Source organism: Candidatus Poriferisodalis sp. (genome assembly GCF_965221945.1).
GTDB lineage: Bacteria > Actinomycetota > Acidimicrobiia > Acidimicrobiales > Poriferisodalaceae > Poriferisodalis.
Window position 1 is genome coordinate 175454 of sequence record NZ_OZ244925.1, and the last position, 24510, is coordinate 199963.

A 24510-nucleotide genomic window follows, 5' to 3' on the forward strand; every position below is an offset into this window, starting at 1 on the left:
GCGGCGTTCAGCGGCGCTGTCAGCGTTCCTCGCGTCGGTAGGGGAGCGTCAGGGCGGCGGGTGCTGGGCTCGGTCGATGCCGGGCCCGGAAGCTGATGGCGATGAGGACCATAACAGTCAGCAGGAACGGCAGGATGCCGAGCAGCGCTGGCGAGATCGTGTTGACCTCGAGGCCGAAGAGGCTCAGGTCGAACGTTTGGACACGGGGCTGCAGCGCAAGCGTGAATCCGAATAACAGCGAGCCAGCGGCAAGCCGCCCGGGCCGCCACGCCCCGAAGATGACCAGTGCCACGGCGATCCAGCCGCGGCCGGCGATGAGGCCCTCGGTCCAGCCGGCGGCCATGTACAGCGACAAGAAGGCGCCGGCAGCGCCCGCGAAGGCACCGCCGATCAGCACAGCTCCGGAACGCAGCAGTGTCACCGAGTGGCCCACGGAGTCCGTCGTCGAGGCAGATTCCCCGACCGCACGCAGTGCGAGGCCGAGCCGGGTCCTATTCAGCACGAACCAGACTGCGATGCCTAGAAGACCTGCGAGGTAGACAACCGGGGGCTGGTCGAAGAGGATCGGACCGACCCAGCGGATGTCGGCAAGTCCGGCGATGCCCAGATCGGTGAACACGGCATCGGCACGTTGGCGCACTGCGTCTTGTCCGATGAAGGCGGCGAATCCCAATCCGCCGATGGTGATCGCCAAGCCGGATACCACCTGGCCGGCGCCCATCACCACGCTGACCACAGCGTGGACCCCTGCGACCGCCATGCCGACGAGCGCAGCGAATGCGAAGCCGATCCAGGGTCGGCCGGTGGCGAGCGCCATCATGAATCCGCTCACGGCCCCCATCGCCATCATTCCCTCGACGCCGAGGTTCAGCACGCCGGATCGTTCGGCGATGAGCTCGCCCAGCCCAGCCAAGTACACGAGGGTGGCGAACTGCACGGTCGCCACGAGCAGCCCGATGATGGCTGCCTCAGACACCCGAAGCTCCCGGAGTGGCGGCGCCGTCTGGTTGTGGGGCTGCATCTGTGGGGTGCCCGACGGGTCGCACCCATCGGACGCGGTAGTTGAGCAGCACCGCGGCCACCAGGGCACCGATGAGGATCATGGCCTGCAGGATCGTGGCGATCGAGCTCGTCACGCCAAGCGTCTGGATGGACTGGCCGCCCACCTGCACTGCGCCGAACACGAACGCCACCGCCGCCACGCCCGACGGCCGCATCAGCGCGAGCGCCGCCACGATGATCCCGGCGAAGCCATAGCCGTTCGACAAGCCGGGATCGAGTCGCGTTGCAGTTCCGGTCAGCTCGATGGCGCCGGCGAGGCCGGCCAGTCCGCCCGACAGCAGCAAGGCCGTCAGCACTTTGCGTTGCAGCGAGATGCCGGCATAGCGAGCTGTGGCCGGCGACGATCCCGCCATGCGCAGCTCGTATCCCCACGCTGTGCGCGAGACGGCCAGCCAGAAGGCCACCAGCAGCGCGACGGCGAACACTGCGCCGATGTGGGCGCGGCCGAACAGTCCCGGCAGCGACGCCTGGTCGGGCAGGGGCTCGATCAACGCAAAGCCTTGCGACTCGGGATCCTTCCACGGACCGGTCTCGAGCCATTCCACGATCCGGATCGAGACCTCGACGAGCATCAGCGTCGTGATGATCTCGCTGACACCCAGGTATGCACGCGCGAGCGCCGGCCCCAGCATGAGGATGACGCCGCCTACCGCGCCGGCGATCAGCATCGAGATGATGAGGAGGGGACCCGGCAAGTCGCCCGCCGACATGGCGAAACCTGCTGCGACCGTCGCGCCCGCCATTATCTGACCTTCGGCGCCGATGTTCCACAGTCCCATCGATCCCGCAACGGCAATCGCAAGACCGGCCAGCGCAAGCGGTGTCGCTCGCAGCAACGTCCGTGAGATGGAATTGATGCCGCCAAGCGACGAATCGATCATCCGGCCGTACACCTCGGCCGGGTTGTTGCCCGCGGCGAGCAGCAGGAGCGCTCCCGCGATCAGAGCCGCTGCAATTCCGATCACGAAGGCGAAGGCCTGGGCCGCAAGCACCACGTCTGAACGTCGCTGCAGCACAGGCCGTACCAGGCCGCGATGCCAGCGAGCTCGCCCGCGCGAGACGGTGTGCAGCGGGGCGTGCGTCGGGTCGCTCATGTGCCGCCGCCTCCGCCTCCGGCCATCGCGGCGCCTACCTCGGCTCTCGAGGATGTCGTCGGATCCAGACGGGCCGCGATGCGTCCCTCGTACATCACGATCAGCCGGTCTGACAGCGCGAGCAGCTCGTCAAGGTCTTCAGAGATCAGCAGAACTCCAACGCCGGCGCTGCGCTGCGCGACGATGTGTTCCTGGATGGCGGCGATGCCCGCCACGTCAAGACCACGGGTGGGCTGGGCTGCCACGAGCACTATGGGCTCTCCAGTCAGCTCGCGGCCGAGCAGCAGGCGTTGAAGGTTGCCCCCTGACAGGGCGCTCACATCTGAGTGCAAACGTCCGACCTGCACGCCGAACCTCTCGACGAGGCCTTTGCAGAAGTCCTCGCAGCGCCGCAGGTCCAGCATGACCCCGCGGCGCATGGCCCGGTACGAACGCACGACGGCGTTGTCGACGACGGACATATGGGGGGCGAGACCGACGCCGAGGCGATCCTCGGGCACGTAGGCCAGCCCGCCGCGAGAACGCGCTCTCGGCGAAGCACCGGTGATGTCGGCGCCCAACAAGCGGACACTTCCGGAGGTGACGGGACGCAATCCGGCGATGGCCTCGGCCAGCTCCTTCTGGCCGTTTCCCGAGACGCCGGCAACACCCACGATCTCGCCGGCGTGTAGGTAGAGGTCGACCGAGTGCAGTGCGGGAAACCCCCGGTCGCTCAATGCCGCGATGCCGTCCAACGCGAGCACGACGTCACCGCTCGGCTGTCCCGCGGGACGCTGAACTTCGGCTGCGGCTTCTCCGACCATCATCTGGGCCAAGTCCGATCGGTCGACTCCGGCGAGGCTGCCCGGCTGCGCAACGGTGAGTCCACCGCGTAGCACGGTGGCTTCGTCACACACCGTCAGCACCTCGTCGAGCTTGTGACTGATGTAGATCACTGAGCGGCCGCGGTCAGCCATGGCACGCAGCGTGAGACCCAAGTCGGCAGCCTCGGCAGGTGTGAGCACCGCCGTCGGTTCGTCCAGCACCAGCACGTCTGCGTCGCGCCAGAGTGCCTTCAGGATTTCCACGCGTTGCCGTTCGCCGACCGAGAGCTGCCAGACAGGCCGGGTGGGATCGGTGTCGAGCGAGTAGGTCGCTGCCAGGTGAGCGACGCGTTCGGTGATCTGGGTCATGTTCAGGTATCGCGGTGCCGAGCCGAGCACGACGTTTTCCGCGACCGTGAGCGTGGGCACCAAGCGAAACTCCTGGTGGACCATTCCGATTCCCGCGGCGATCGCATCGGCGGGCGAGTGGAACTGCTGCTGGGTGCCGTGCACCCAGATCTCGCCTCCGTCGGGCAGGTACACGCCCCCGAGTACGTTGACGAGTGAGGTCTTGCCAGCGCCGTTCTCTCCGAGCAGCGCGTGGATGGTGCCCGCCCGCACTGACAAGTCGGCGCCGTCGCAGGCGACCACTCCGGGGAATTCCTTGCGGATGCCGCGCAGGTCTACGGCCAAGGGCGCGGCGTCGCCGCTGCCGGCGCTGGACTCCGAGAGATCTTGAACGTTCACGCCGTACCGGTGTCAGAAGCCCGCGGCCTGCTGCTGCAGCGGCGCGCGGCACCGCCGCCGGATGTGGGGGACATCTCGGAGTCCCCCAGATCCAACGGCGGTGCTACTGCGATTCGATCAGTCGGATCAGGGGCTGGCGTCACCCACGACGCCTTCGACGAACCAGTCCATGCCCAGCATCGAGCCGTCATCCAGGGTCTCGCCGGCGGCGACGCGGACGTTGCCTTCCTGGTCGCGGATCTCGCCGGTGAACACGTCCCACTCGCCTTCACGGATCTGCTCGGCAACGTCGCTGATCTGGTCGGCGATATCGCCCGGCACGTCGTCAGCCAGCGGCGCCAGGTCGACAATGCCGTCGTCCATGCCGCCCCAGTACGAACCCGGCTCGTATGTGCCCGCAGCGACTGCCTCGATGATCGCGGTGTAGCGCGGGCCCCAGTTCCACACAGGTGCGGTGATGAACGCGTCGGGTGCGAAGTCGCGCATGTCGGAGTTGTAGGCGACCCATCGCGCCCCAGCTTCCTGCGCAGCGACACCCGCTGCCGTGGAGTCCTGGTGCATGGCGATGACATCGGCGCCGGCTTCCAGCAAGGCCTTGGCCGAGTCGCCCTCAACCGCCGGGTCGAACCAAGTAAAGGTCCAGATTACGTGGACCTCGGCTGACGGGTTGGTCTCGAGCACGCCGAGGGTGAAGGCGTTGATGCCTCGGATCACCTCAGGGATGGGGAACGCAGCCACGTAGCCCAACTGCCCGCTTTCGGTCATCGCACCTGCCGCCATGCCCGACAGGTACCGCGGCTGGTACATGCGGCCGAAGAAGTTGCCGAAGTTGGCCTCGTTCATCTTGAAGCCCGAGGCGTGCTCGAACACGATGTCGGGGTACTCCTCGGACAGCTCGAGCATCGGGTCCATGTAGCCGAACGAGGTGCCGAAGATGACGTCTGCGCCCTCGTTCTCGATGAAGTCGACGGCGACCGCCTTGAAGTCTTCAGCGTTCTCCGGGACGCTCTCGACGAACAGCGTCGCCGCACCGGTTTGGTCTTCCGCGTACTGGCGACCTTGGTCGTGTGCCCAGTTCCAGCCAGCGTCACCGACGGGTCCCACCAGCACGAATGCCGCCGTGACGTCCTCGGGATCGCCATCGCCGCCGCCGCACGCTGCTCCTAGCAGCGCCACGCCGGTCAGAGCAATGGCGAGTCGTGTCAGAGTCCTCGAACGCATGATTTCCCTCTCCGTTCGCGCCCGCGAGGCAACCCCGGGGCGGTCGACATCGAGCCTAATCTTGCGCATCTGTGCCCGCGGCCACCGGCCGCAGACATCGCCAAGCGGCTCAGAATGGGTTGAGTTCGAGGCCGAGGACGTACCGGCCTACTTGGTGGGTGATGCGGTCGTAGTGCACGTTGATGTGCACCGGCATGGCTCGGAAGTCCCGGTAGCGGCGCTCGAACGTGCCGCCCTCGCGCAGCGCGGTGCCGCCCTGGGCCCGGTTCAACAGGGCCATCGCCTCGTCCAGTTGCTCCACTGCCATGGTGGTCACGGCCATCTGCCGCAGGTAGTCGCTCTCGTCGGGGGTGATACCGGCTTCGATCCTGCTGTCCACGTCGTTGCATCCGGCCTCGGTGGCAGCCGCGGCAGCCGCCACCAGCGAGGCAGCGCGGCCGAAGTTGATCTGCACGGTCGGCCGCTCGACCATCTCGCCGCCGATGATCACCCTGCGCCCCGCCGCTTGCTCGACGGCTTCGAGCAGTGCCCGCCGAACCAGACCCACGGCCATCCAAGCAAGCCACAGGTCCGAGATGCCCACCCAGTCCTCGCGGTAGCGGTGGTGCACCACCGGAATGGTCCGCAGCGATTCGGCGCGGTTGACGCCGTACCACGGAACACAGTCGTCGAGGCGCACCGGCACGTCGGTGAAGTGGACGTCGTCGGTGGCTGATGCCCGCAGACCCGAGCCATCCCACGACGGGTCGATCTTCAAGCCCTCAGTCTTGGTGGAAACGATCGTAAAGCGGATGTCCATGGGCCGAACGGGCTTGCCGTCGGGGCCGGTGACGGCGAACGCCACGCCGCAGTAGTCGGCGTAGCGGGCGCCGGTACCCCAGCGGCCAGTCCCGTTCAGCACGGCCACGTCGCCCTCGATGCGCCCATACACCGAACTGCGCGCGCCGCCGGGGAACGACACCCAATGGCCCTTGGTCACGATGTCTGTGAGGAAGTCCTGCTGCTGTGGACCCATGGCTCCGACGAACAGGTGGAACACGCACAGGTGGTTCCAAAGGCACCACGCCAAGCTCGGGCAGCGAGCGGCCACTGCTTCGAGTTCGCGCCCCATGTGCAGCATCGTCTCTTCAATGCCGCCAATGTTTCGAGTCGCGGACATCCGCATGAAATCGGTGCCGCGAATCGCCTCGATGACCTCCGAAGACACCGACCGGGTCCGGTCTGCCGTTTCTGCCTGCGCTTCGATCTTGTCAAGGAACGGGGCGATGCGCAGCCCATCGGTAAGAGCTGGCAAGAGCGAGATGACATGTCCGATCCCTGACGGGCGGTCCACGCCCGTCTCGTCAAGGTCCGGTCCTCCAGCCATGCGGCCACAGTAGGCCGCGGCGGGCTCCGCCGCCGAGTGACTCAGCCGCAGTGGCCGTTCGATGATGGCGGCACGTCGAGCATCGGGTTGCGGTCGAAGAAACCGTCGGGCACCAGTCCGAAGCTGATGTACTCGGTGGGCATCACCGGGAAGTCCTCGGGACGGGCATCGTGGGTGATGCCGAACGTGTGCCACACCGTGACGTCGGTGCCGACGATCGACCGGTCACCCGCCGTATAGCGCTCCAATCCGTCGCCGGCGTTGCGCTGCGTCGGGAACCGGCCAGCGGCATATCGCTCGTCGGGATCGGTCGGCGACACCCACAAGTTGTGCCGGCCGAAGGTGGCGCGTTCTGAATGCGGGCTGTCGTGGGCAGCAAACATCGTCGCGGTGGGTGGTGGCAAGAGCCGGAATGCCGTCGGGCGCCCGAGCCGGTTGATGTGGTCGGCGCTCTCGATCCGCCAGTACCGGCTGGACGACGAGTTGGTGTCGCGGCGAGCAGCCAACTCGCACTCCAGCACTGTCTCACGAGCGGCGAACGCAGTGCCATGCGGATTGTCGGTGCCCGGCGGCAGCGCTTCGGTGTTCACTTCGACCACCGTGTTCGCAGTGCCGTCGATCGCCATGTCCAATCGCACGCAGAAGATGTGCTGGTGAATCGGGGCGGACACGTGCGGGGCAACCTGCCGGGCGAACGTCATGTCGTCGCCGTCGCGGTGCGAACGAGTGGTGAGGATGCCGGTCAGCTTCACCTCATACCGAATCGAGCCGTCGAGGTAGAAGTACCAGAAGAACCCGTACTCGTAGTTCCCGACCGTGTGGATGGCGCTCACCACCAACCGGCGAGATCGGCGCACCTCGGTGGTGTCGGCATTCCAGTCGAAGTGCTTCCAGCCGATGCCGAAGTCCTCCTCGTGGATGCAGATCGCGTTCGGCGTGGTGACAACTGAACCATCGTCAAACACCTGGGCGGAGTCGAGATATGTGATCTCGCCGAGACAGTCGCAGCCCAACTCGAGTGAGTTGTTCATCAGGCCGAGGCCGAATTCTCCGGAGTCGAGCGCGTGCTTAAACGACTGCGACGGCCTGGTGTCGCCGTAGGGCACCACCATCTCGGCCAACGATGCCCGGTCGATGATCGGGCGGACCCGGCCGCCGTCGTCATACGCGATCCGGTGCAGCACCAAGCCTTCGGTGTCGTCCATGACGACGCGCATCGACCACTGCTGCCAGCGCAGCTCGTTATCGTCGAGCGTGAAGCTGGTTCCCTCGGGCTGGGTGATCTCGATCGGGCGCAGGTCGGTGCGCATCGGCCCGAAATCTTCGGTGACGGCGTCAACGTCGTAGTTGCCCCGCTCCGAGCTCACCGGCCACTGGTCGAAGTCTTCGATGTGCAGCACCTCCAGCGTGTCGACGTCGACGTGCACCATCAGACCGTCGAGCGGGTAGGCGTAGCCGTTGTCGGCAGGGTTCGGGCGCCAGAAGGCTATGCAGCGCTGCACCCGCCGGCCCGTCTCGAAGTCGAAGCCGTAGTCGCCGGTCGGCCACGGGTCGATCTGGACTTGGGACGGATCAGTGATGCCCCGCTTGGCGATCGCCGCTGCGAATCCCGGGTCGGTCCGGCAGGCGTCCATCACGGCGAACAGTTCCGCCATGCCAACCCGCGGCACGACGCCAGGATGGTGCTCCCAGGAGTCGACCTCGCCGCGGGTCACCGAGACCACGGCGGTGTACACCTCGCCGTTCTCGCGTACCACGACCTCGAAGCGGCGATCGGTGTCGGCTTCGGGCGTCCAGGCCGCGACCTCGGCCTTGGGCGGCTCCCAGATGCAGAATCCGTGGAAACGTGCGTTGTCGCTGATGCGCCCGCTGCGACGCAGCACCTCGATGGCAGCATGGGCTTCCGCTTCGGTCATCATCGACAGCGGATGACGCGGTGGCGTGGCCGCATCATCGCTGGGCCGTTCGAGCAAGGTCTCGGTCATGGGATCACGCTACGTGGCGGCCGGCTGGTACGCGGACTCTCCGGATGCGATCGGTAGTGTCGCTCGCTACGGCTCCGGGCTCGACGGGCAGGCAGACGGGCTGGTGATGGGGGTCCTCAGGTTGTGACGGATGGGGATCTTCGCAGCCGTGTCCGACGCCACCTCGAGATCGTTTACCCCGCGCTGCCCGCAGACGGGATCGTCGACGATGTGCTCGCAGCCATCGGCGGGGACCCGGCCGATGAGGTGCCCGACGCCGGGCCGCGTTGGGATCAGCGAGACATCGCAATAATCACCTATGCCGACTCGATAACCGAGGCGGGCAGGGTTCCGATGCACACCCTGGGTGAGATGCTCGACGACCTGACGGGCGATGTCGTGACCGTCGTGCACGTGCTGCCGTTCTACCCGGCGAGCTCCGATGGCGGCTTCGCTGTCACCGACCACCGAGCGGTCGACCCCCGGCTCGGCAGCTGGGAGGACATCACAGCGCTCAGCGACACCTACACGGTGATGGCTGACCTCGTCGTGAACCATGTCAGCGCCGATCACCGGTGGATGGATCAGTTCTGCGGGGGGGAGATGCCGGGCAGTCGCAACCTGCTCACCGCGGAGCCCGAGGATGACACCTCGAGCGTGGTGCGACCACGAACAACCCCACTGCTGCGCGAGGTCGAAACCCCCGACGGCCCCCGGCTGCTGTGGTGCACCTTCAGCCATGACCAGATCGACCTGAACTTTGCCGAACCCGAAGTCCTGCTGGACCTGTTGCGCACTGTCGCATGCCTCGTTGACGCCGGTGTGCGCTGGTTCCGCCTCGACGCCATCGCCTATCTCTGGAAAGAGCCGGGCACCTCATGCGTGAACCTGCCCCAGACCCACGAGATCGTCAAGCTGCTGCGAACGCTGCTGGATGCATGCTGTCCTGGCTCGGTCATCATCACCGAGACCAATGTGCCTCACGACCAGAACGTGGCCTATTGGGGCTCAGGCGATGAAGCCCACCTCGTCTACAACTTCAGCCTCCCCCCGTTGGTCGCCCACACGATGCTGTCGGGGTCCGCCGTCGCGTTGCAGCAGTGGCTCACTCGACTGGAGCCGCCGCCAGCGGGAGCGTCGTACTTCAACTTCATCGCCAGCCACGACGGGATCGGGCTGCGTCCGGTAGAGGGATTGTTGACGGATGCACAAATCTTCCGGCTCATCGCGGCGGCCCACAGCGCGGGCGGCACTCACTCGGAGTTCGACACCCCTGCTGGACCCAAGGCGTACGAGCTGAACGTCTCGCTGTGGGATCTGTTCGCCGGCGACCGGGACGCGCTCGGCGTCGCGCAGTTCCTTGCCGCGCACACGGTCATGCTGAGCCTCGCCGGCATTCCTGCGGTGTACGTGCATGCGCTGCTCGGCACCCCCAGCTACTGGGCGCCGATCAGCGGGCCGCCGCGGATCGTCACCGAGCACGGCCTTCCGCCTGTCGAGCAGAACAAGCGCACCATCAACCGGCGCAAGCTGACGCTCGACGAGGCAGTCGACCTGCTCGGCTCACAGGACGGCGTTCGTCGCAGGGTGCTGGTGGAATTGGTGCGGCGGATGCTGGTGCGGCGCGGCCAGCCGGCGTTCCATCCGGACGGCGCGCAGGTGTCGCTGGACTTGGGCTCCCGGACGTTCGGCGTAATCCGGGGCGGGCCGCAATGGGACCAGACGGTGGTGTCGATCACCAACGTCTCGCACAGTCAGCTCACCATCGACTTCGACGTGCTGTCCGGGTTGTGCCCGCCCGGCAGTGCGGGGGCGCGCTTCGGCGACGAAGGTTGCGTGGATCTGCTCGACGACCGGGTCTACGGCCCAGGCTCACCTGCCTCCCTGACTGCGGGCCAGACGATGTGGCTGTGCCTGGAGGCCGAGCGCCGGGCACCGATTCTCGGCCGTACGAGAGCAGGACTGCAGTAGCAGGGTTGCATAAGCCGCGGCGGGCAGCAGCGATCTCGAGAGTGTCGCCGGTAGGTCCTTAAGTCACCGTGCGTCGACGATCTTGCGAAAGCACTTGCATACTCATACGTGAAGCGCTATATTTCTGGTAATGGCATTTACCGGAACTATACTGGTCCGGTAGAGGTCAAGATGAGCGATGCGCTGGCCATCGAGACGACTTCACGTGCTTCCGCAATCGATCCTGCTTCGCACGCTGGATCGCTGTTTGGTGCAGCCGCAGCTGCGACGGCGACTGCGATCAGCACTGAGACGCACCGGGCATACAGCCGGGCGCTGCGTCAGGTTTCCCAGCAGCTCGCTGGCCGGCCGATTGATGACCACAGCCTGAGCGAGGCGCTAGCCGAACTGGCAGCCGATGGCGCGGGGCGCTCCAAGCTGGGCCAGATCGTCGCCGCAGTGCGCTTCAGCGCTCGTCTTGGCGGATTGCCCGATCCGGTGGGTCCATCGTGCGATGCCGTGCTGAGAGCGCACCGGCGCTCGACGCCTGCGGCGCGCCAAGTCGCTGCGGTCGACTGGGCAGATGCGGATGCTGCTGCCGCCGCTGCCGCCTCTGAAGGCACCGCCATCGGATTACGTAACGCAGCACTCATCAGTGTGATGAGCGACGCCCTGCTGCGCGTCAGCGAAGCTGCGGCGCTTCGAACCGACGATATCGAGCGGAGGAACGGCAACTCCGCGACATTGACTGTGCGTTTCAGCAAGACAGATCAGGACGGCGAGGGAGCCTCGTTGTATCTCGGCGCGCCGACGGTGCGCCGCGTCGATGCATGGATCGACGCAGCCAACTCCGCAGGCGCCGATATGACCTGCGGGCCGCTGTACCGGCGCATCCGTCGGGGTCAGCGTGTGACTGCGGACCCGCTCTCGCCCCGCAGTGTCCGAGAGATCGTGCGCAGGACGGCCAGAGTGATTGGCGTCGAAGGCGCATCCGGCCACAGCCTGCGCGTCGGCAGCGCGGTGTCGCTCGTGCGCGCCGGCGCGTCACTGGTCGAAACGCAACAGGCAGGACGCTGGGCGAGCCCGACAATGCCAGCTCACTACGCCCGCTGCGAGATCGCAGCCCGGGGTGCCGTTGCCCGGTTGCGTCACGGCTCCGCTGGCTGAGAGGCAAGGGGCCAGGGCGCTGCGACCAGTGAGCGATGCCGAACCGCGCTATGTGCAGGCTTCGGCTGCTTTGGCGGTCGCGATGATGACTGCGACACGTGCTTCGAGCACACGTTCGTGATGCGCTTGGTGCTCTGCCAGGGTCGCTGCGTCAGCAGCGCCCGCATATCGTCGTGCATGTAGCATGGCGATCGCGAAGTGCGAGACCCTAGAACTTGCGAATCGAGGAGATGTGAGCGAAAGGGTTAGGGCGAGCACTTTGGCAGGCATTGGCGCAGCGGCGACAGTGACGCTCCTTGTGTTTGCGTTCGCCGCCTCCACGGCGATGGGCATTGCGTTCGCTGCTGCCTTCGTCATCTTTGGGGCCGCCTTGGCTCTAGTGCGACCCCAAGACAGGTCGCTTGGTGGTTACCTGATCGGGTCCGCGGCCGCGTACTCGCTGGTAAGTGTCGGCGTTGGTGAGGGCTATGTGATCGGCGCTGCGCTCGCCGTCGGAGGCGCACTGCTGGTCCGAAGGCGCGTTGCTAACCACATGCGCTGAACGCCCGTGCCGAAGCTGCAATCACCTCGGCACGAGCGCTCAGCAGCTCGTCATGTTCAGGGTGGCCGTGATCATGAGCGACACCATCGAGGGCCGCGTCAGCTTCGGCGTGCTGCGCCAGTGCGGCCGCCCATACTTCCTCAGCCTCAGCCTGGGCGAACGCCATCTCGTCGCATGTTGCCATAGGCGATGAGCACGAGATTGCCGTGGCGCACATTGCGGCCAATAGCAACCGAGGGGCTGGAAAGCACATGATTTCGATTAGCCGTAATAGATCACCCTCGGGACGTACCTGCAGACTCGATTGGTGACCGGAACCGTGGCACCGGCAACAACGCCGCTGGCAGCGATGCCTACACCGGTAGCCGCCGTCGCCGCACCTGCCCCGGCACTAAGCACAATCGTGCAAACCTCATGGCTGACATGAATGTGCGGTCTGGGTACTTGCTTGGTCACCCATCTGCAGACGCTGACATATTCCGGCTTGTAGGTCACGGTGCCCTCGACCCACGAGTCACCGCTGTCGCGTGCAACGACTCTCGTCATTTGCATTTCGAGACTGCACTCTTGTACTCGCCCGGGTTTTGTGGCGGTGTGTGCGCTCGCGGTCGGTGCGAACACCCCGAGCGATACGACGCACATCAGGGTCGCTGCGGCGAGCGCGGCGAGTCGTTTGGCTAGCCGTTGGTTCATGATAGTTCCCTTCTTGTGGGAGTCGGGTTGCTGTTGCTGGCAACGCCGGGGCTGAACCGCAGAAGGACGCACGAAGCGTTGTCCGCTTCGTCGGCGAACTGACTCGAATAGCTGCCGGTAGATGCCAATAGCGGCTGTTGGCGGACCCGCTGCTGTGCTGCCAAGCGGGCAGTTGAGCTGCAGGTCGAGAATGCTCAGTGACGTCGCCTGCGCCGCCTGATGACCGCTTGCGGCCTATTTGGAGATCGCGCTAGGCGTTGTCCAGCTCCACGGCGTCGTAGAGCTGGTCCCCCATGGCGGGCACCTGGCGCTGCTAACAGTCCAGTGCGAGGTGAAGGGCGGCGCAGGCGTCGGCCAGCCGCCGTCCGCTGAGCGTGCAGATCCGCTCGGCCAGATTCGCGCGCGGCACCGTCGTCAGGTTGTCGAACGTCGCGACACAGTCCGCCGGCATGCCGTCGGGCGGACCGAGCGGAAGCTCGGTTGGGATGCGCCGGACGGTGCGCGTCACGGGCGCTGCGACGACGCTGTTCAGCACTTCAATTGCCGCCGAGCGGGTCATCACCAAGTACGGGCGCCGACCGATCGACTCGATTTCGCCCCACCAGATCTCGCCCCGAAGTGGCGTCACCATGGCTCTTCGAGGATCGAGGCCTTCAAGGAGTTCCACGCTGCCTGATCTTCGGCTTCAGTCGGCGGGCAGCGCTCGTAGCCGTCGACGATCGACTGGTCGACCAGTTGTCGGCGTTTGAGTTCGGCAATGGTCTCGATGCCGGCCCGCACTGCCGCCGCCCGGCTCCGGTACGCACCGCTGTCGACGAGCTCGTCGAGTTCGCTCAACAGGCTCTCGGGAAGTCGCACGGCGATTTGCTCTGTTGTCATGACTGCATTCTATGTTGGTATGGAAAATGACATGCAAGGCTAGGACCACAGGCTCGGGCCTGATCTTCGGCTTTGCTCGCACCGGGAGCGGAACTCTTGGTACAGGAACTCAGCTAGGGGAGCGCCCAGATGCCCGTTCCGAGTCGGACGGTCGCTGCGCCGCTGTGCAGCACGATTCCCGCCAGGAAGCGGTCGCCCGTTTCGTCGCGGAACCAGGCCAGGTGCTTGGCATCATCCGCCGTGGGCGACGCCGTGGCCTTGATCTCCAATGCGATCACAGCGTGGGCGTCGAGTTCGGCGATGACATCGATCTCGTGGCGACCGTGATGCTGCCGGAGGTGGTACAGCGAGCAGCGGTGCTCGCTGATGGTCGCCTGCGCCCGCAGCTGCGCGACGACGAACGTCTCGAGCAGGCGACCGAGCAGGTCGCCGTCGCGCATCACAGAGCGCTCGTTTGCGCCCGTCACAGTTGCCAGCAGCGACGAGTCGATCATCAGCCGTTTCGGCATGCGTGAAAGGCGCTTGAGCCGGTTCGACGACCATGCAGGGAGATCTCCAATGACATATAGGCGATCGAGCAGTTCGCGGTAGGCGAGCGCAGTGCGACGGTCGATGCCCGCGGCGCCGTAGATGGTGGCATCGTCGGTGACTCCCGATGAGTTGAGGCAGCACGCCTCGAAGTAGCGCCGCAGCTTCGAGGCGTCTGCCGATGCTCCGGCCGCGGATGCATCACGCGTCACGATCTCATCGACGTAGCTGTTCAGCCAGTGGCGTCGAGCACGCTCGCCCACGGTCAGCGCCGCTTGCGGAAAGCCTCCTCGTATCGCCAGGTTCACGTAGTCCGGCAGCGACGGTGCATCAACCCGCAGCCCAGTCCACGGATCGAGGCCGGATTGCTTAGGATCGGGGGCCGGATTCTGCCGATTCGGCTGCCCGGATGCGGGTCCGTCTCCCAGCGCTTCAGCGATCCGGTCCACGAGGGGTGCCGCTGTCGAGCCGTACTGCTCACCCGCTGTCAGCGGGTACATCTCCAAGCGTGTCACGCGCCCGGTTCCCGGCCACGTCTGAGTCTCGGTCTCGGCTCGCACCGATCCTGTGAGGATGAACCTGCCAGGCCGCGGTTCGGTGTCGCACGCCCGTTTGACCGCACCGAGGACCTGGGGGACCTCCTGCCACTCGTCCAGCAGGATCGGCTCGTCGAGGCCGCGTAATGCAGCGTCGGGATCGGCTGCAACCGCAATCGCCTCCGCTGGCCGATCCAGATGGATGGTGGTGCGCGCATGGCGCACCGCAGTCGTCGTCTTGCCCGACGCCCTTGGTCCGACGATGGCAAGAGCCGGCAGCTCCGCGAGCAAGTCCCTGATGAGGGCATCTGCCAAGCGCGGCACGTACGGCATCGCTTCCGCCACCGCGCCAGACTACCGAATCTTGACGGCCTTCAATGCTGAAATTTGACGGCCTTCAATGCTGGAATTTGACAGACGGTTACGGCGATGCCTGGCAGCGCAAGCCTGCCCTCCCGCCGCACCTACGCCGACAGCAGGCTGCACAACCGGTGTGTAGATTGCCGACTGCCCGCGGTACTCTCAGGCGTTGTCCAACTCGACAGCGTCGTAGAGCTGGTCGAGCACGTCGGGCACGGCGCTCTGAATCCGGGACCAGTTCGGGATGAACGGTGTTTCCATCGGATCGTTCAGGAACTCGTCGCCTGCTTCCATGATCGCTGCCGCGAACAGCTCCACGGCGGTCTCCTCGGCATGGAGATCGAAGTCGAAGCCGTTGAACGAGGCATCGTTGCGGTAGTGGCTGACGAGGTCCAAAGCGTTGCGGTAGTAGACGGCTTTCACGGTGCGGAAGGTCTCGGTGCCCAGCACTGTGCCGTCGATCGCCAGTTTGCGATAGATGGCCTTTGCGATGTCGCGGCTCATCTTGTGGAGCCCGGCGTTCGCATTCTCCACCGACAGCTCCTGATGCTTGTGGTCGTACCGATCGGCGATGTCGACCTGGCAGATCCGGCGCCCCTGATAGATGCGGTACACCTCCGACAGCACGCCGATCTCGAGCCCCCAGTCGCTGGGGATGCGGATGCTGCGCGTCATGTCGAGCTTCATCGCGAATTCGCCGGCAAGCGGGTAGCGGAACCCATCGAGATAGCGCAGGTAGTGGTGCTCGCCAATGGTGGCGCGCAGTGCTCTCAACAACGGCGTGACCAGCAGGCGTACCACCCGCCCGTTCATCCGCCCGTTCGAGCCGAGGCCGTCTGCGGATACATCGCCGCTGGCTCGGTAGTAGTAGCCCTTCGAGAACGAGTACCCGAAGGTGGGATGCAGGATCGGGTACAGCAGTCGGGCCAGCATCCCGCGGTCGTAGGTGAGAATGTCGGCGTCGTGCAGGGCCACGTTCTCGCAACGGCCTGACGCCAGGAAGTAGCCGAGGCAGTACCAGACGTTGCGGCCCTTGCCCGGCTCGTCAGGGGCGAGCACTTGATCGGCCAGCTGTTCGTCGATGTTTCGCAGCCGAGGTCCGTCATTCCACAGCAGTCGGGTGCGCTGCGGCAGGCGGGAGAAGAACTGCTTTGCCTCGGCAAACTCCTCCGCGTTCGCTCGGTCGATGCCGATGATGATCTCGTCGAGGTACGTGATCTTGGCGATCTCGTCGATGATGTGGCCGAGCGCCGGTCCGCCGAGCTCGCTGTACAGCGCCGGAATGATGAGGGCGATGGGACTACGGCGCGACCGCTCGAACAAGTCGGCTTCGAAGCTCTCGACGGGGCGATCGCTCAGCCGGTGGAGCGTCGCGATCGACTCGTGCTGCTGGAAATCGGCCACATCGTGCCCCGTCGGTTGACCGCGTGCAACCTACCGTGCCCGCCGTTGCCGGTCGCCAGATCGCGGAGGGTCGCGCGGTATCGTGCGCCATGGTCTCGACACCGCAGCAACCGCCGGTCGGTTTCCCGTCTCTGGAGGCCAAATTCGCCGCCGACGGCCTTACGTTCGACGATGTGCTGCTGGTGCCCGCAGCATCCGACGTGCTGCCCGACACGGTGGACACAGCGACCCGTTTCAGCCGCAGGATCACGCTCGCGGTGCCCCTCGTCAGCGCCGCCATGGACACCGTGACCGAGGCCCGGCTGGCGATCGCCATGGCCCGCCACGGGGGCATCGGAGTCATCCACCGGAACCTAGGTCTTGCCGACCAGGCAGCGGAAGTGGACCGGGTGAAGCGCTCGGAGTCCGGGATGATCGTTGAGCCGATCACGCTCGGGCCCCACGATCTGGTCTCGGATGCAGAAGCGCTGATGGCGCGCTTCAAGATCAGCGGCGTGCCCATCACCGACCCAGCGGGGAAGCTGGTGGGAATCCTCACAAACCGAGACCTCCGCTTCGAGACCGACTGGTCGCGCCCGATTCACGAAGTGATGACCTCTGTTGGGCTGGTCACGGCGAAAGCACCGACCACGCTCGAAGACGCCCAAGTCGTGCTGGCACGCCACCGCATCGAGAAGCTCCCGATCGTCGACGACAACTTTCGCCTCGTCGGGCTGATCACGGTGAAGGACATCCAGAAGCGGATCCAGTTCCCGAACGCGTCCAAGGACAAGCTCGGGCGGCTGCTCGTCGCCGCAGCCGTCGGCACGGGACCTGACACGTTTGATCGGGTCGCGGCGCTGGTCGAACGAGACGTCGACGCCATCGTGGTCGACACTGCCCACGGTCACAGCCGTGATGTCATCGAGATGGTCGCGAAGATCAAGGCCAATCACGGCACCGAAGTCGTGGCCGGCAATGTGGCAACTGGCGATGCGGCCCGGGCACTCATCGATGCCGGCGCGGACGCGATCAAGGTCGGCATCGGACCAGGCTCGATCTGCACGACGCGGGTCGTTGCCGGGGTCGGCGTGCCACAAGTCTCTGCGGTGTTTGACTGCGCGGCAGCGGCGTCGGAATCCGGTGTACCGGTCATCGCCGACGGCGGCATGCAATTCTCGGGCGACTTGGCCAAGGCGATCGCAGCGGGCGCCGATTGCGCGATGGTCGGGAGCCTGCTCGCCGGCACCGACGAGTCGCCCGGCGAGGTCGTGCTGTACCAGGGCGAGCGCTTCAAGGAGTATCGAGGCATGGGCTCGGTCGGCGCCATGAAGGGCCGCAGCTTCTCGAAGGACCGCTATTTCCAGGACGGCCGAGGCGCCGACGAACTGGTCCCCGAGGGCATCGAGGGACGTGTGGCCTACAAGGGCCCGCTGTCAGGCGTGCTGCACCAACTCGTTGGCGGCCTGCGCCAGGCCATGGGCTACTGCGGCGCCTCGACGATCGACCACATGCGCATGCACACCCGATTCGTCCGTGTCACCGCGGCGGCCCTGCGAGAGAGCCACCCCCACGACATCATCATCACCAAAGAGGCACCCAACTACAGCGCTCCGAACTAGCCCGCAGCGAGTGCCTGGAGGCGTTCCCATTCGTCGATGAGGCTGCTGTCGGTCTTACGGACTGTGTCGCCGAGCCATCGGGTCAGCTCCACGATGTCGTCGCTGCGGTGATGTTCGGGGATGTTTCGCGAGAGTGCTTTGTAAGCGTCGCTGAGGTAGCGGAGGAGCACTCCTTCGGAGCCTTTGATGCCGTAGTGGTTGACGTACTCGCGGAACGTCATGACGCGCTCGTACATGTCACGGGCGACTGATTTGGGGCGGACGTTCTCGTTGCCAAGCCAGGGGTGGTTCGTCGACCAGGCGTTGAAGCTGTCGTAGAGCCAGTCGCGCAGCGGCTTGGGCCATTCGACCTCTTCGAGGCGCTCCATGCGCTCTTCGTATTCGATGCCTTCGGCCTTCATCTCAGCCAGCAGGTCGGTGCGGGCCATGTCCCGCTGACGCTCCAGCACGACGGTCGGATTCTCGAGCGTTGACTCCAGCACGCTGAGCACATCCAGCGCGTAGGTCGGCTCGTCCCGGTCGAGAAACTCGATCGCGTCGAGTGCGAATGGCGACAGCGGGTGGGTCAAGTCGAACTCCAGCTGCAGATCGACGTTGACGCGCACGAGCCGGTCCTCATCATCGGGCTCGTCGAGCTGCTCGACGACACTCGCAGCCACCAGCGCCCGGTAGATCGAGATCGCACGACGGATGTGGTTGCGATTGGACTTGCGTGTCTCGTGGTTGTCGGTGAGCAGCCGCTTCATTGCGGCACGGCCGTCACCGGGCCGGTCCAGCACGTGCATGAGCATCGAGTGCGAGACGTCAAAGCGGGATTGCAGGGCTTCAGGTTGGCCTGATGCCAGCCTTTCGAAGGTGTCGGCGTTCCACGCCACATAACCGCGCTTGGGAGCCGATGGGCGGCGGACCTTGCGGAGCTTGGCAGGGTCGTCGCCGAACTTCTCGCGAGCCTTTTCAAGAGCGATGGCGTATTCCACTTCGTGCTCTGGGGCCTGGCACCACACGAAGCCGTCGTGGTCAAAGCCTCGTCTGCCGGCCCGTCCGGCGATCTGCTGGAATTCGCGCACCGTCAGGACGCGGGTGTCGCGCCCGTCGTACTTGCAGAGCTGTGTGAACACGACCGTTCGGATCGGGACGTTCACGCCGACGCCGAGCGTGTCGGTGCCGCAGATCAGCTTGAGCAGGCCCATGCCGGCCAGCCGTTCGACGAGCAGCCGGTACTTGGGAAGGAGCCCCGCATGGTGCACACCGATGCCGGCCTTGACGAATCGTTGAACGTCGCGGCCGAAAGGCGAATCGAAGCCGAAGCCGACGATCTCGGCGGCAACTGCAGCCTTCTCGTCCTTCGTAAGCACGTTCATGCTGGTCAGCGCCTGGGCACGCTCGTTGGCGGCCCTCTGGGTGAAGTGAACGATGTAGGCGGGTACACGCCGTAGTTCCAGCAGCTCTTCAAGCGACTGGTGCAGGGTCGTCTCGCGGTAGGTGAAGGTGAGCGGCACCGGACGCTCTGCCCCCGTCACCGTGGCGACCTCGCGGCCCGAGCGACGCCGCAGGTCCTTGGCGAAACGTGTCGTCGGCCCCAGCGTCGCGCTCATGAGCACCATCTGTGAGCGGGTCAATTCCAGCAAGGGCACCTGCCAGGCCCAGCCCCGATCCCGATCGGAATAGAAGTGAAACTCGTCCATGACGACGCTGTCGACCGGGGCGTCGGCACCGTGGCTCAGCGCGAGATTGGCAAGGATCTCTTGTGTGCAGCACACCACCGGCGCGTCGGGATTCACCGCGCCGTCGCCGGTCACCATGCCGACGCTGGCCGTACCCAACTCACCGCACAGGGCGAAGAACTTCTCCGATACCAGCGCCTTGACCGGCGCTGTGTAATAGCTGCGATGGCCGCGGGCGACCGCTTCGAAGTGCGCCGCAAGTCCGACCAGTGACTTCCCGGAGCCGGTTGGCGTGGTGATGATGACGTGGTTGCCGCCGAAGATCTCGAGGATCGCGTCTTCCTGAGCCGGATACAGCTCCAGGCCGATTTCGTCGGTGTAGGCCAGAAACGCGTCCAGCAGCGAGTCGGGATCGGGCTCGCGGGGCAGGAACGTCGCCAGCAGTCGTGCCGCCGATGCCGCGTCTGTCATTGGTATCGGAGGCTATGTCCGGGGTTGTGGTGCCGGTGTGTGCGGGGGCGTAACCGCACTTCAGGCGCTGCGGCCAGGCCAAGCTTCGGGGTTGAGCATGTTCGGCGGCTGGTCGCCTCCAAGGGCTGTCATCACCTCGGTCACTGCGTGAGTGAAGATGCGGCGACGACCGGCATTGGTGGCAGAGGCCACATGTGGTGTGACCACCACGTCGGGGCGACCCAGCAGGGGGTGATCGGGCGGCAGCGGCTCGGGCTCGCTGACATCGAGTGCCGCTGCACGGACTCGTCCCGAGTCAAGAGCCGCCAAGAGCGCATCCTGATCCACTAAGCCGCCGCGTGAGGTGTTGACGACGTAGACGCCTTCGCGCATCGCCGCGAGCAAGTCGGCATTCACCAGATGCCGGGTCGCGTCGCTCAGCGGAGCGTGCACCGACACGACGTGAGCATCGGCGACTGCGGCGGCGGGTGCGGTCGCGCGCCGTACACCGAACTCGGCGAAGCGCTCGTCGCTGGCGTAGGGGTCGTAGGCCACAATGTTCATGCCGACCGCTGACATCACGCGGGCGACGTAACCGCCGATGCGTCCGAGCCCGAGCAGCGCGAGCGTCGAACCGTCCAGTTCCAAGTGGCTGTGGCGCGCCCAGTAGTTGCCGTCGCCGGCTTCGTGCCGATCGACCGATTCGCGGACGCCCTTGGTTGCGGCGAAGATCAACGCCACTGCGTGCTCAGCCGTGGAGACGGTCGGACCGTCGGGCGTGTTGCACGCTGCGATGCCGTAAGTGGTGGCGTCGTCGAGATCCAAGTTGTCGTAGCCGATCCCCGCACGTGCAATCACACGCAGGTTCGGCGCACGTTCGTAGACGCTGCGGTTGTAGCGGATCGCGGCGCCGACGATGGCGCCGTGGGCGCGTTCGATGCCCTCCAGCGGGTCATCGCCACGCACATCAACAATGCGGGCCTTCCCGTCGAGCAGCTCGCGCAGCAGACCGCCCGCAGGACGGTCAAACCAGACAATCGGCAGCTCGGCCGACTCGTGTTCCATGGCGCCAGTATTGCGCTGCATCTGCGGCGGCAGCAGGCCCATCCAACTCAGCGACGCCGCTGAGCGGCTCGCTACCGTTGTCCCGGTTGTTGCTGGCGAGCATCCGCACCCGAGTGAGGCGAACCCCATGCAAGTCGACGACGTGGTGATTCACGACACCGAGCAATATGCGGCCGAGGGCTATCCGTGGGCCGAGTGGGACCTGCTGCGCGAGGAGGCTCCGGTCTACTGGTATGTGCGCGACAACATCGTCCCGTTCTGGGCGATCACCCGCTACTCCGACGTGAAGTGGGTCTCGGGTCAGAACCGCACGTTCATCAACGGAGGCGGGCGCCTGCGTCTGGCTGACGCCGACCGCGACCTGCGTTTCTGGACGAAGTACCGCCAACGGATGATCGAGATCGGCTGGGACCCCGACGAGCCGCCGGACTTCATTTTCAAGGACCGTCCCGACCATTGGGATCTGCGTCGCCTGGTGGTGCCGGAGTTCACGCCGAAGGCGATGCGCAGCCGGTCCGAGTCCTTGGAGCGCCACGCCCAGCGATTCGCCGATGAGTTCATGGCCCGCGTCGCGACTGAGGGCACAGCGGACTTGGTCGAAGACTTGGCAGTAAAGCTGCCGCTGGCAGCGATCTGCGAGATGGTTGGCGTCTCCGCCGACGATTGGTCCCAGGTGCACGCTTGGACTGCCGTGCTGTTCGACGATCCCGATCTGGACCGGTTCTGCCAGCCCGGCGAGGCTCACGACGACATGCGGGCACGCATGATCCGCGAGTTCGACACGTGGATCGGCGACCTGATCAGGCAACGACGCAGCGTTGGCGCGGGCGGCCGGGATCTGGTGAGCATCCTGTTGCGCTCGGAGATCGAGTCGTGCCCGCTCACGCCCCAGCAGCTCGTCGGCTACCTGCGTCTGATGATCGCCGCCGGGAATGAGACGACCCGCAACGCCGCCAGCGGCGGGACGATCGCACTGCTGGAGCATCGCGACCAGCTCGACCTGCTCAACGAGCGGATCGACGACGACCGGCGTACTGACGCCGGCGACGCCGGCGGGGCGGTCGAGGCAGCGGTGGAGGAGATCCTGCGCTGGACGTCACCGGTGATCCAGTTCGCACGCACCTGCACGGTCGACACTGAATTGGGAGGCCAGAAGATCAAAGCGGGCGAGCACGTCGGCGTGTGGTATCCGTCAGCTAACCGTGACGAGCGCCAATTCCCCGATCCGTACTGCTTCGACATTCAGCGCACCCCGAACGACCACCTCGCGTTCGGCCACGGCGCCCACTTCTGCTTGGGCGTGCACCTGGCCCGCTGGGAGCTGCGGGCGTTCTTCCGCGTGGTGGCGCCGCTGCTCGACGGGTTGAAGCTCGAGGGCGGCCAGTCGCGCATCGGCCACCTCCACGTCGGCCCGATCAAGCACCAGATGGTCGTTCCGCGCACCTGAGGGTCCGGGTTTGTGAACGCCTCGCCGCGCACGTAGGACCGCCGATCTACCAGAGTCCGGCGCGAGGTCCGGCACTAGCGTCGGCACGCATGACGACGACCGACGTAGTGGTGACCGGACTCAGGTTCGGTGAAGGCCCCCGCTGGCGAGACCGCAAGCTGTGGTACAGCGACTTCTACCGCCACGGCATCTTCACCGTGACGCCCGACGGCCACGAGGAGTTGGTGCACAGCGTGCCGACCCAGCCATCGGGACTGGGCTGGCTGCCGAACGGGGACCTGCTGTTCGTGTCGATGCTCGACCGGCAGCTCCGGCGACTCGACGCCGGTGGCAATGAGTCGCTTCATGCCGACCTGTCGCACATCGCCGGCGGGCCCTGCAACGACATGGTGGTAGCTGCCGACGGCACCGCGTATGTCGGCAACTTCGGCTTTGACGACAGCGCGGGGGAGACTTTTGCGCAGGCCACCTTGGCCATCGTGGCCCCTGACGGGACGGCGCGGCCAGGACCAGATGGCTTCGACTTCCCCAACGGCACGGTCATCGATCCCACGGGGCGACACATGGTGGTTGCCGAGAGCTACGGCCGCCGCATGACCGCATTCGACATCGAGCCCGATGGCTCGCTCAGCGGCCGGCGCACATTCGCCGAGCTCGGCGAACGGGTGCCCGACGGCATCTGCTTGGACGAGGCCGGGGGCATCTGGGTGGCAGATCCCCTGAATGCGAGCTGCTTCCGGGTGGTGGACGGCGGCGAGGTCACCGACGTCATTGAGCTAGAGCTGAACTGCTTCGCCTGCATGCTCGGCGACGACGATCGACACACCCTCTACATGGTCACCGCACCGACATCGCGGCCACCCGCAGATCAACCCCCGCGGGGTCGCATCGAGACCGTGCGGGTCGACATTCCCGGAGCTGGCCTGCCCTAGCCAGCGTTCTCTAGCCGTCTGCAGCGCCGAGGCGGCGCAGGTGCCCGGCACGGATCTCGGCGGTCTGGCCTTGGACGAGCAGGAACAAGGCCTCGCGGGCGAGGCGTTGCGCGTGATGGCCGAGCGTGATGGCACGCCCACCGACCGATGACACGAGCGCGCTCGTCGCGCGGATGCCCACGTAACCGACCTGTGCACGGCGTTCTGGCATGTCGTCCACCTCGGCGGCGTGCAGGGCCCGGCGGGCCGTGTCGAGTTCCGCGTCAAGCGGTGATGGACCTAGCAATGCCAAGGCTCGCGAGGCAACCCCCAGCATGAGCGCCCCGTTGGTTCGCAGTCCCAGGCGGTAGCCAGCCAGCCACTCGTCGTAACCAATCACCTCGACGACAGAGTCGTCGCCGACGATGTGGCCGTCGCAATGCAGCTCCACGGTGACCGACGAGTCCACCGCGGCCAGACTCAGACGGCGCGACTGCAACGTGGGCGCCTCGGTCGCCGGGATCAGCATCCAAACCAGACGGTCCGCGGTGTGGGCAGCGGTCAGCACGGCGTCGATGTGGCCCCACCCGGTCACGAAGGGCGCCACGCCACGCAGTGACCAGCCGTCGCCGGAACGTTCCGCGAACAGGCAAGGCTCAGGCCGCAGCACATGCGCGAACGCCACGCCGCTGCGGGACTTGCCGGTAGCAAGGGCACGGGCCCAGTGATCGTGTAGCGGCGAACCCGCAGACATACGCGCAGCGGCCGCCGACCCGCCGCCGTGCTGCGCCCAGACGAATGCCGTGGTGAGGCAGCCACCAGCGAGAGCCTCGAGAATCGCGAGCCGTTCGAGTTCATCGAAGCCGCAGCCACCGACCTCGCGTGGGGTCCACAAGCCGTAGAAACCGGCGTCGCGCAGCAAGTCCAGATTGTCTTCGGGCACCGTTCCGGCTGCGTCCACATCGAGCGAGCGACCCAGAAGTACGTCGTCCGCGAGCTGCCGTGCTGTGTGCAGCAACGCGTTTGCGTCAGGCGGTGCCTCGGGATCCATGTAGCT

20 protein-coding genes and 1 pseudogene are annotated in these 24510 nt (G+C 66.0%); 6 read left to right on the forward strand and 15 right to left on the reverse strand.

Annotated features, from left to right (window positions below; translation table 11 throughout):
- Positions 1–19: 19 nt before the first annotated feature.
- The 6 genes from ACOQPH_RS00805 to ACOQPH_RS00830 form a co-directional block, all read right to left on the reverse strand.
- On the reverse strand, positions 20–976 hold the full coding sequence (locus ACOQPH_RS00805) for an ABC transporter permease (protein WP_420622869.1): 957 nt from the start codon (positions 974–976) through the stop codon (positions 20–22).
- Positions 969–2156, reverse strand: a complete 1188-nt coding sequence (locus ACOQPH_RS00810) for an ABC transporter permease (RefSeq protein ID WP_420622870.1) — start codon at positions 2154–2156, stop codon at positions 969–971. Before ACOQPH_RS00810 ends, ACOQPH_RS00805 begins: the two co-directional genes overlap by 8 nt.
- Entirely contained in the window at positions 2153–3706 is a 1554-nt protein-coding gene (locus ACOQPH_RS00815) for an ABC transporter ATP-binding protein (protein ID WP_420622871.1), read from the reverse strand. The genes ACOQPH_RS00810 and ACOQPH_RS00815 overlap by 4 nt, the downstream gene beginning before the upstream one ends.
- 126 nt (positions 3707–3832) lie before the next feature.
- Positions 3833–4927, reverse strand: coding sequence for a BMP family ABC transporter substrate-binding protein (locus tag ACOQPH_RS00820; RefSeq protein ID WP_420622872.1), 1095 nt, complete (start codon positions 4925–4927; stop codon positions 3833–3835).
- Positions 4928–5036: 109 nt separating this feature from the next.
- On the reverse strand, positions 5037–6293 hold the full coding sequence (locus ACOQPH_RS00825; protein ID WP_420622873.1) for an acyl-CoA dehydrogenase family protein: 1257 nt from the start codon (positions 6291–6293) through the stop codon (positions 5037–5039).
- A 41-nt stretch (positions 6294–6334) separates the two neighbouring features.
- Complete coding sequence (locus ACOQPH_RS00830; protein WP_420622874.1) at positions 6335–8278, reverse strand: primary-amine oxidase; 1944 nt, start codon at positions 8276–8278, stop codon at positions 6335–6337.
- A 123-nt stretch (positions 8279–8401) separates the two neighbouring features.
- On the opposite strand from ACOQPH_RS00830, the gene ACOQPH_RS00835 reads away from it, so the two are divergent.
- The 3 genes from ACOQPH_RS00835 (at position 8402) to ACOQPH_RS00845 (ending at position 11915) form a co-directional block, all read left to right on the forward strand.
- Complete coding sequence (locus ACOQPH_RS00835) at positions 8402–10228, forward strand: alpha-amylase family glycosyl hydrolase (protein WP_420622875.1); 1827 nt, start codon at positions 8402–8404, stop codon at positions 10226–10228.
- 171 nt (positions 10229–10399) lie between these two features.
- Entirely contained in the window at positions 10400–11374 is a 975-nt protein-coding gene (locus ACOQPH_RS00840) for a tyrosine-type recombinase/integrase (protein ID WP_420622876.1), read from the forward strand.
- Between the two features lie 286 nt (positions 11375–11660).
- On the forward strand, positions 11661–11915 hold the full coding sequence (locus ACOQPH_RS00845; protein ID WP_420622877.1) for a hypothetical protein: 255 nt from the start codon (positions 11661–11663) through the stop codon (positions 11913–11915).
- Here ACOQPH_RS00845 and ACOQPH_RS00850 read toward each other — a convergent pair.
- From ACOQPH_RS00850 to ACOQPH_RS00875, 6 genes are all read right to left on the reverse strand, one after another.
- A complete protein-coding gene (locus ACOQPH_RS00850) occupies positions 11899–12081 on the reverse strand; it encodes a hypothetical protein (RefSeq protein WP_420622878.1) in 183 nt (60 codons plus the stop codon). The genes ACOQPH_RS00845 and ACOQPH_RS00850 overlap by 17 nt on opposite strands.
- A 95-nt stretch (positions 12082–12176) precedes the next feature.
- The gene (locus tag ACOQPH_RS00855; RefSeq protein ID WP_420622879.1) at positions 12177–12461 is read right to left on the reverse strand and encodes a hypothetical protein; all 285 of its coding nucleotides are present in this window, start codon (positions 12459–12461) and stop codon (positions 12177–12179) included.
- Positions 12462–12921: 460 nt separating this feature from the next.
- Complete coding sequence (locus tag ACOQPH_RS00860; protein WP_420622880.1) at positions 12922–13239, reverse strand: type II toxin-antitoxin system PemK/MazF family toxin; 318 nt, start codon at positions 13237–13239, stop codon at positions 12922–12924.
- Positions 13233–13487 carry a hypothetical protein gene (locus ACOQPH_RS00865; RefSeq protein ID WP_420622881.1) on the reverse strand — a complete coding sequence of 85 codons (255 nt, stop codon included), beginning with the start codon at positions 13485–13487 and terminating at the stop codon, positions 13233–13235. The genes ACOQPH_RS00860 and ACOQPH_RS00865 overlap by 7 nt, the downstream gene beginning before the upstream one ends.
- Before the next feature lie 113 nt (positions 13488–13600).
- Entirely contained in the window at positions 13601–14896 is a 1296-nt protein-coding gene (locus tag ACOQPH_RS00870; RefSeq protein WP_420622882.1) for an ATP-binding protein, read from the reverse strand.
- Between the two features lie 177 nt (positions 14897–15073).
- Positions 15074–16315 (reverse strand): glycosyl transferase, encoded by a 1242-nt coding sequence (locus ACOQPH_RS00875; protein ID WP_420622883.1) that lies wholly within the window; start codon positions 16313–16315, stop codon positions 15074–15076.
- A gap of 89 nt (positions 16316–16404) precedes the next feature.
- Here ACOQPH_RS00875 and guaB point away from each other — a divergent pair, with 89 nt between their 5' ends.
- Positions 16405–17916 carry an IMP dehydrogenase gene (gene guaB / locus ACOQPH_RS00880; RefSeq protein ID WP_420624389.1) on the forward strand — a complete coding sequence of 504 codons (1512 nt, stop codon included), beginning with the start codon at positions 16405–16407 and terminating at the stop codon, positions 17914–17916.
- A 14-nt stretch (positions 17917–17930) separates the two neighbouring features.
- Here guaB and ACOQPH_RS00885 read toward each other — a convergent pair.
- Positions 17931–20051: pseudogene (locus ACOQPH_RS00885) on the reverse strand (DEAD/DEAH box helicase); the annotation flags it as partial.
- A gap of 60 nt (positions 20052–20111) precedes the next feature.
- On the reverse strand, positions 20112–21095 hold the full coding sequence (locus ACOQPH_RS00890; RefSeq protein ID WP_420622885.1) for an NAD(P)-dependent oxidoreductase: 984 nt from the start codon (positions 21093–21095) through the stop codon (positions 20112–20114).
- 127 nt (positions 21096–21222) lie between these two features.
- Between ACOQPH_RS00890 and ACOQPH_RS00895 the strand changes: the two genes are divergently transcribed.
- Both ACOQPH_RS00895 and ACOQPH_RS00900 read left to right on the forward strand, forming a co-directional pair.
- A complete protein-coding gene (locus tag ACOQPH_RS00895) occupies positions 21223–22542 on the forward strand; it encodes a cytochrome P450 (protein WP_420622886.1) in 1320 nt (439 codons plus the stop codon).
- Positions 22543–22631: 89 nt separating this feature from the next.
- Positions 22632–23474, forward strand: a complete 843-nt coding sequence (locus tag ACOQPH_RS00900) for an SMP-30/gluconolactonase/LRE family protein (RefSeq protein ID WP_420622887.1) — start codon at positions 22632–22634, stop codon at positions 23472–23474.
- A 10-nt stretch (positions 23475–23484) separates the two neighbouring features.
- Here the strand turns inward: ACOQPH_RS00900 and ACOQPH_RS00905 are convergent, their stop codons facing one another.
- A complete protein-coding gene (locus ACOQPH_RS00905) occupies positions 23485–24504 on the reverse strand; it encodes an acyl-CoA dehydrogenase family protein (RefSeq protein WP_420622888.1) in 1020 nt (339 codons plus the stop codon).
- Positions 24505–24510: the final 6 nt, after the last annotated feature.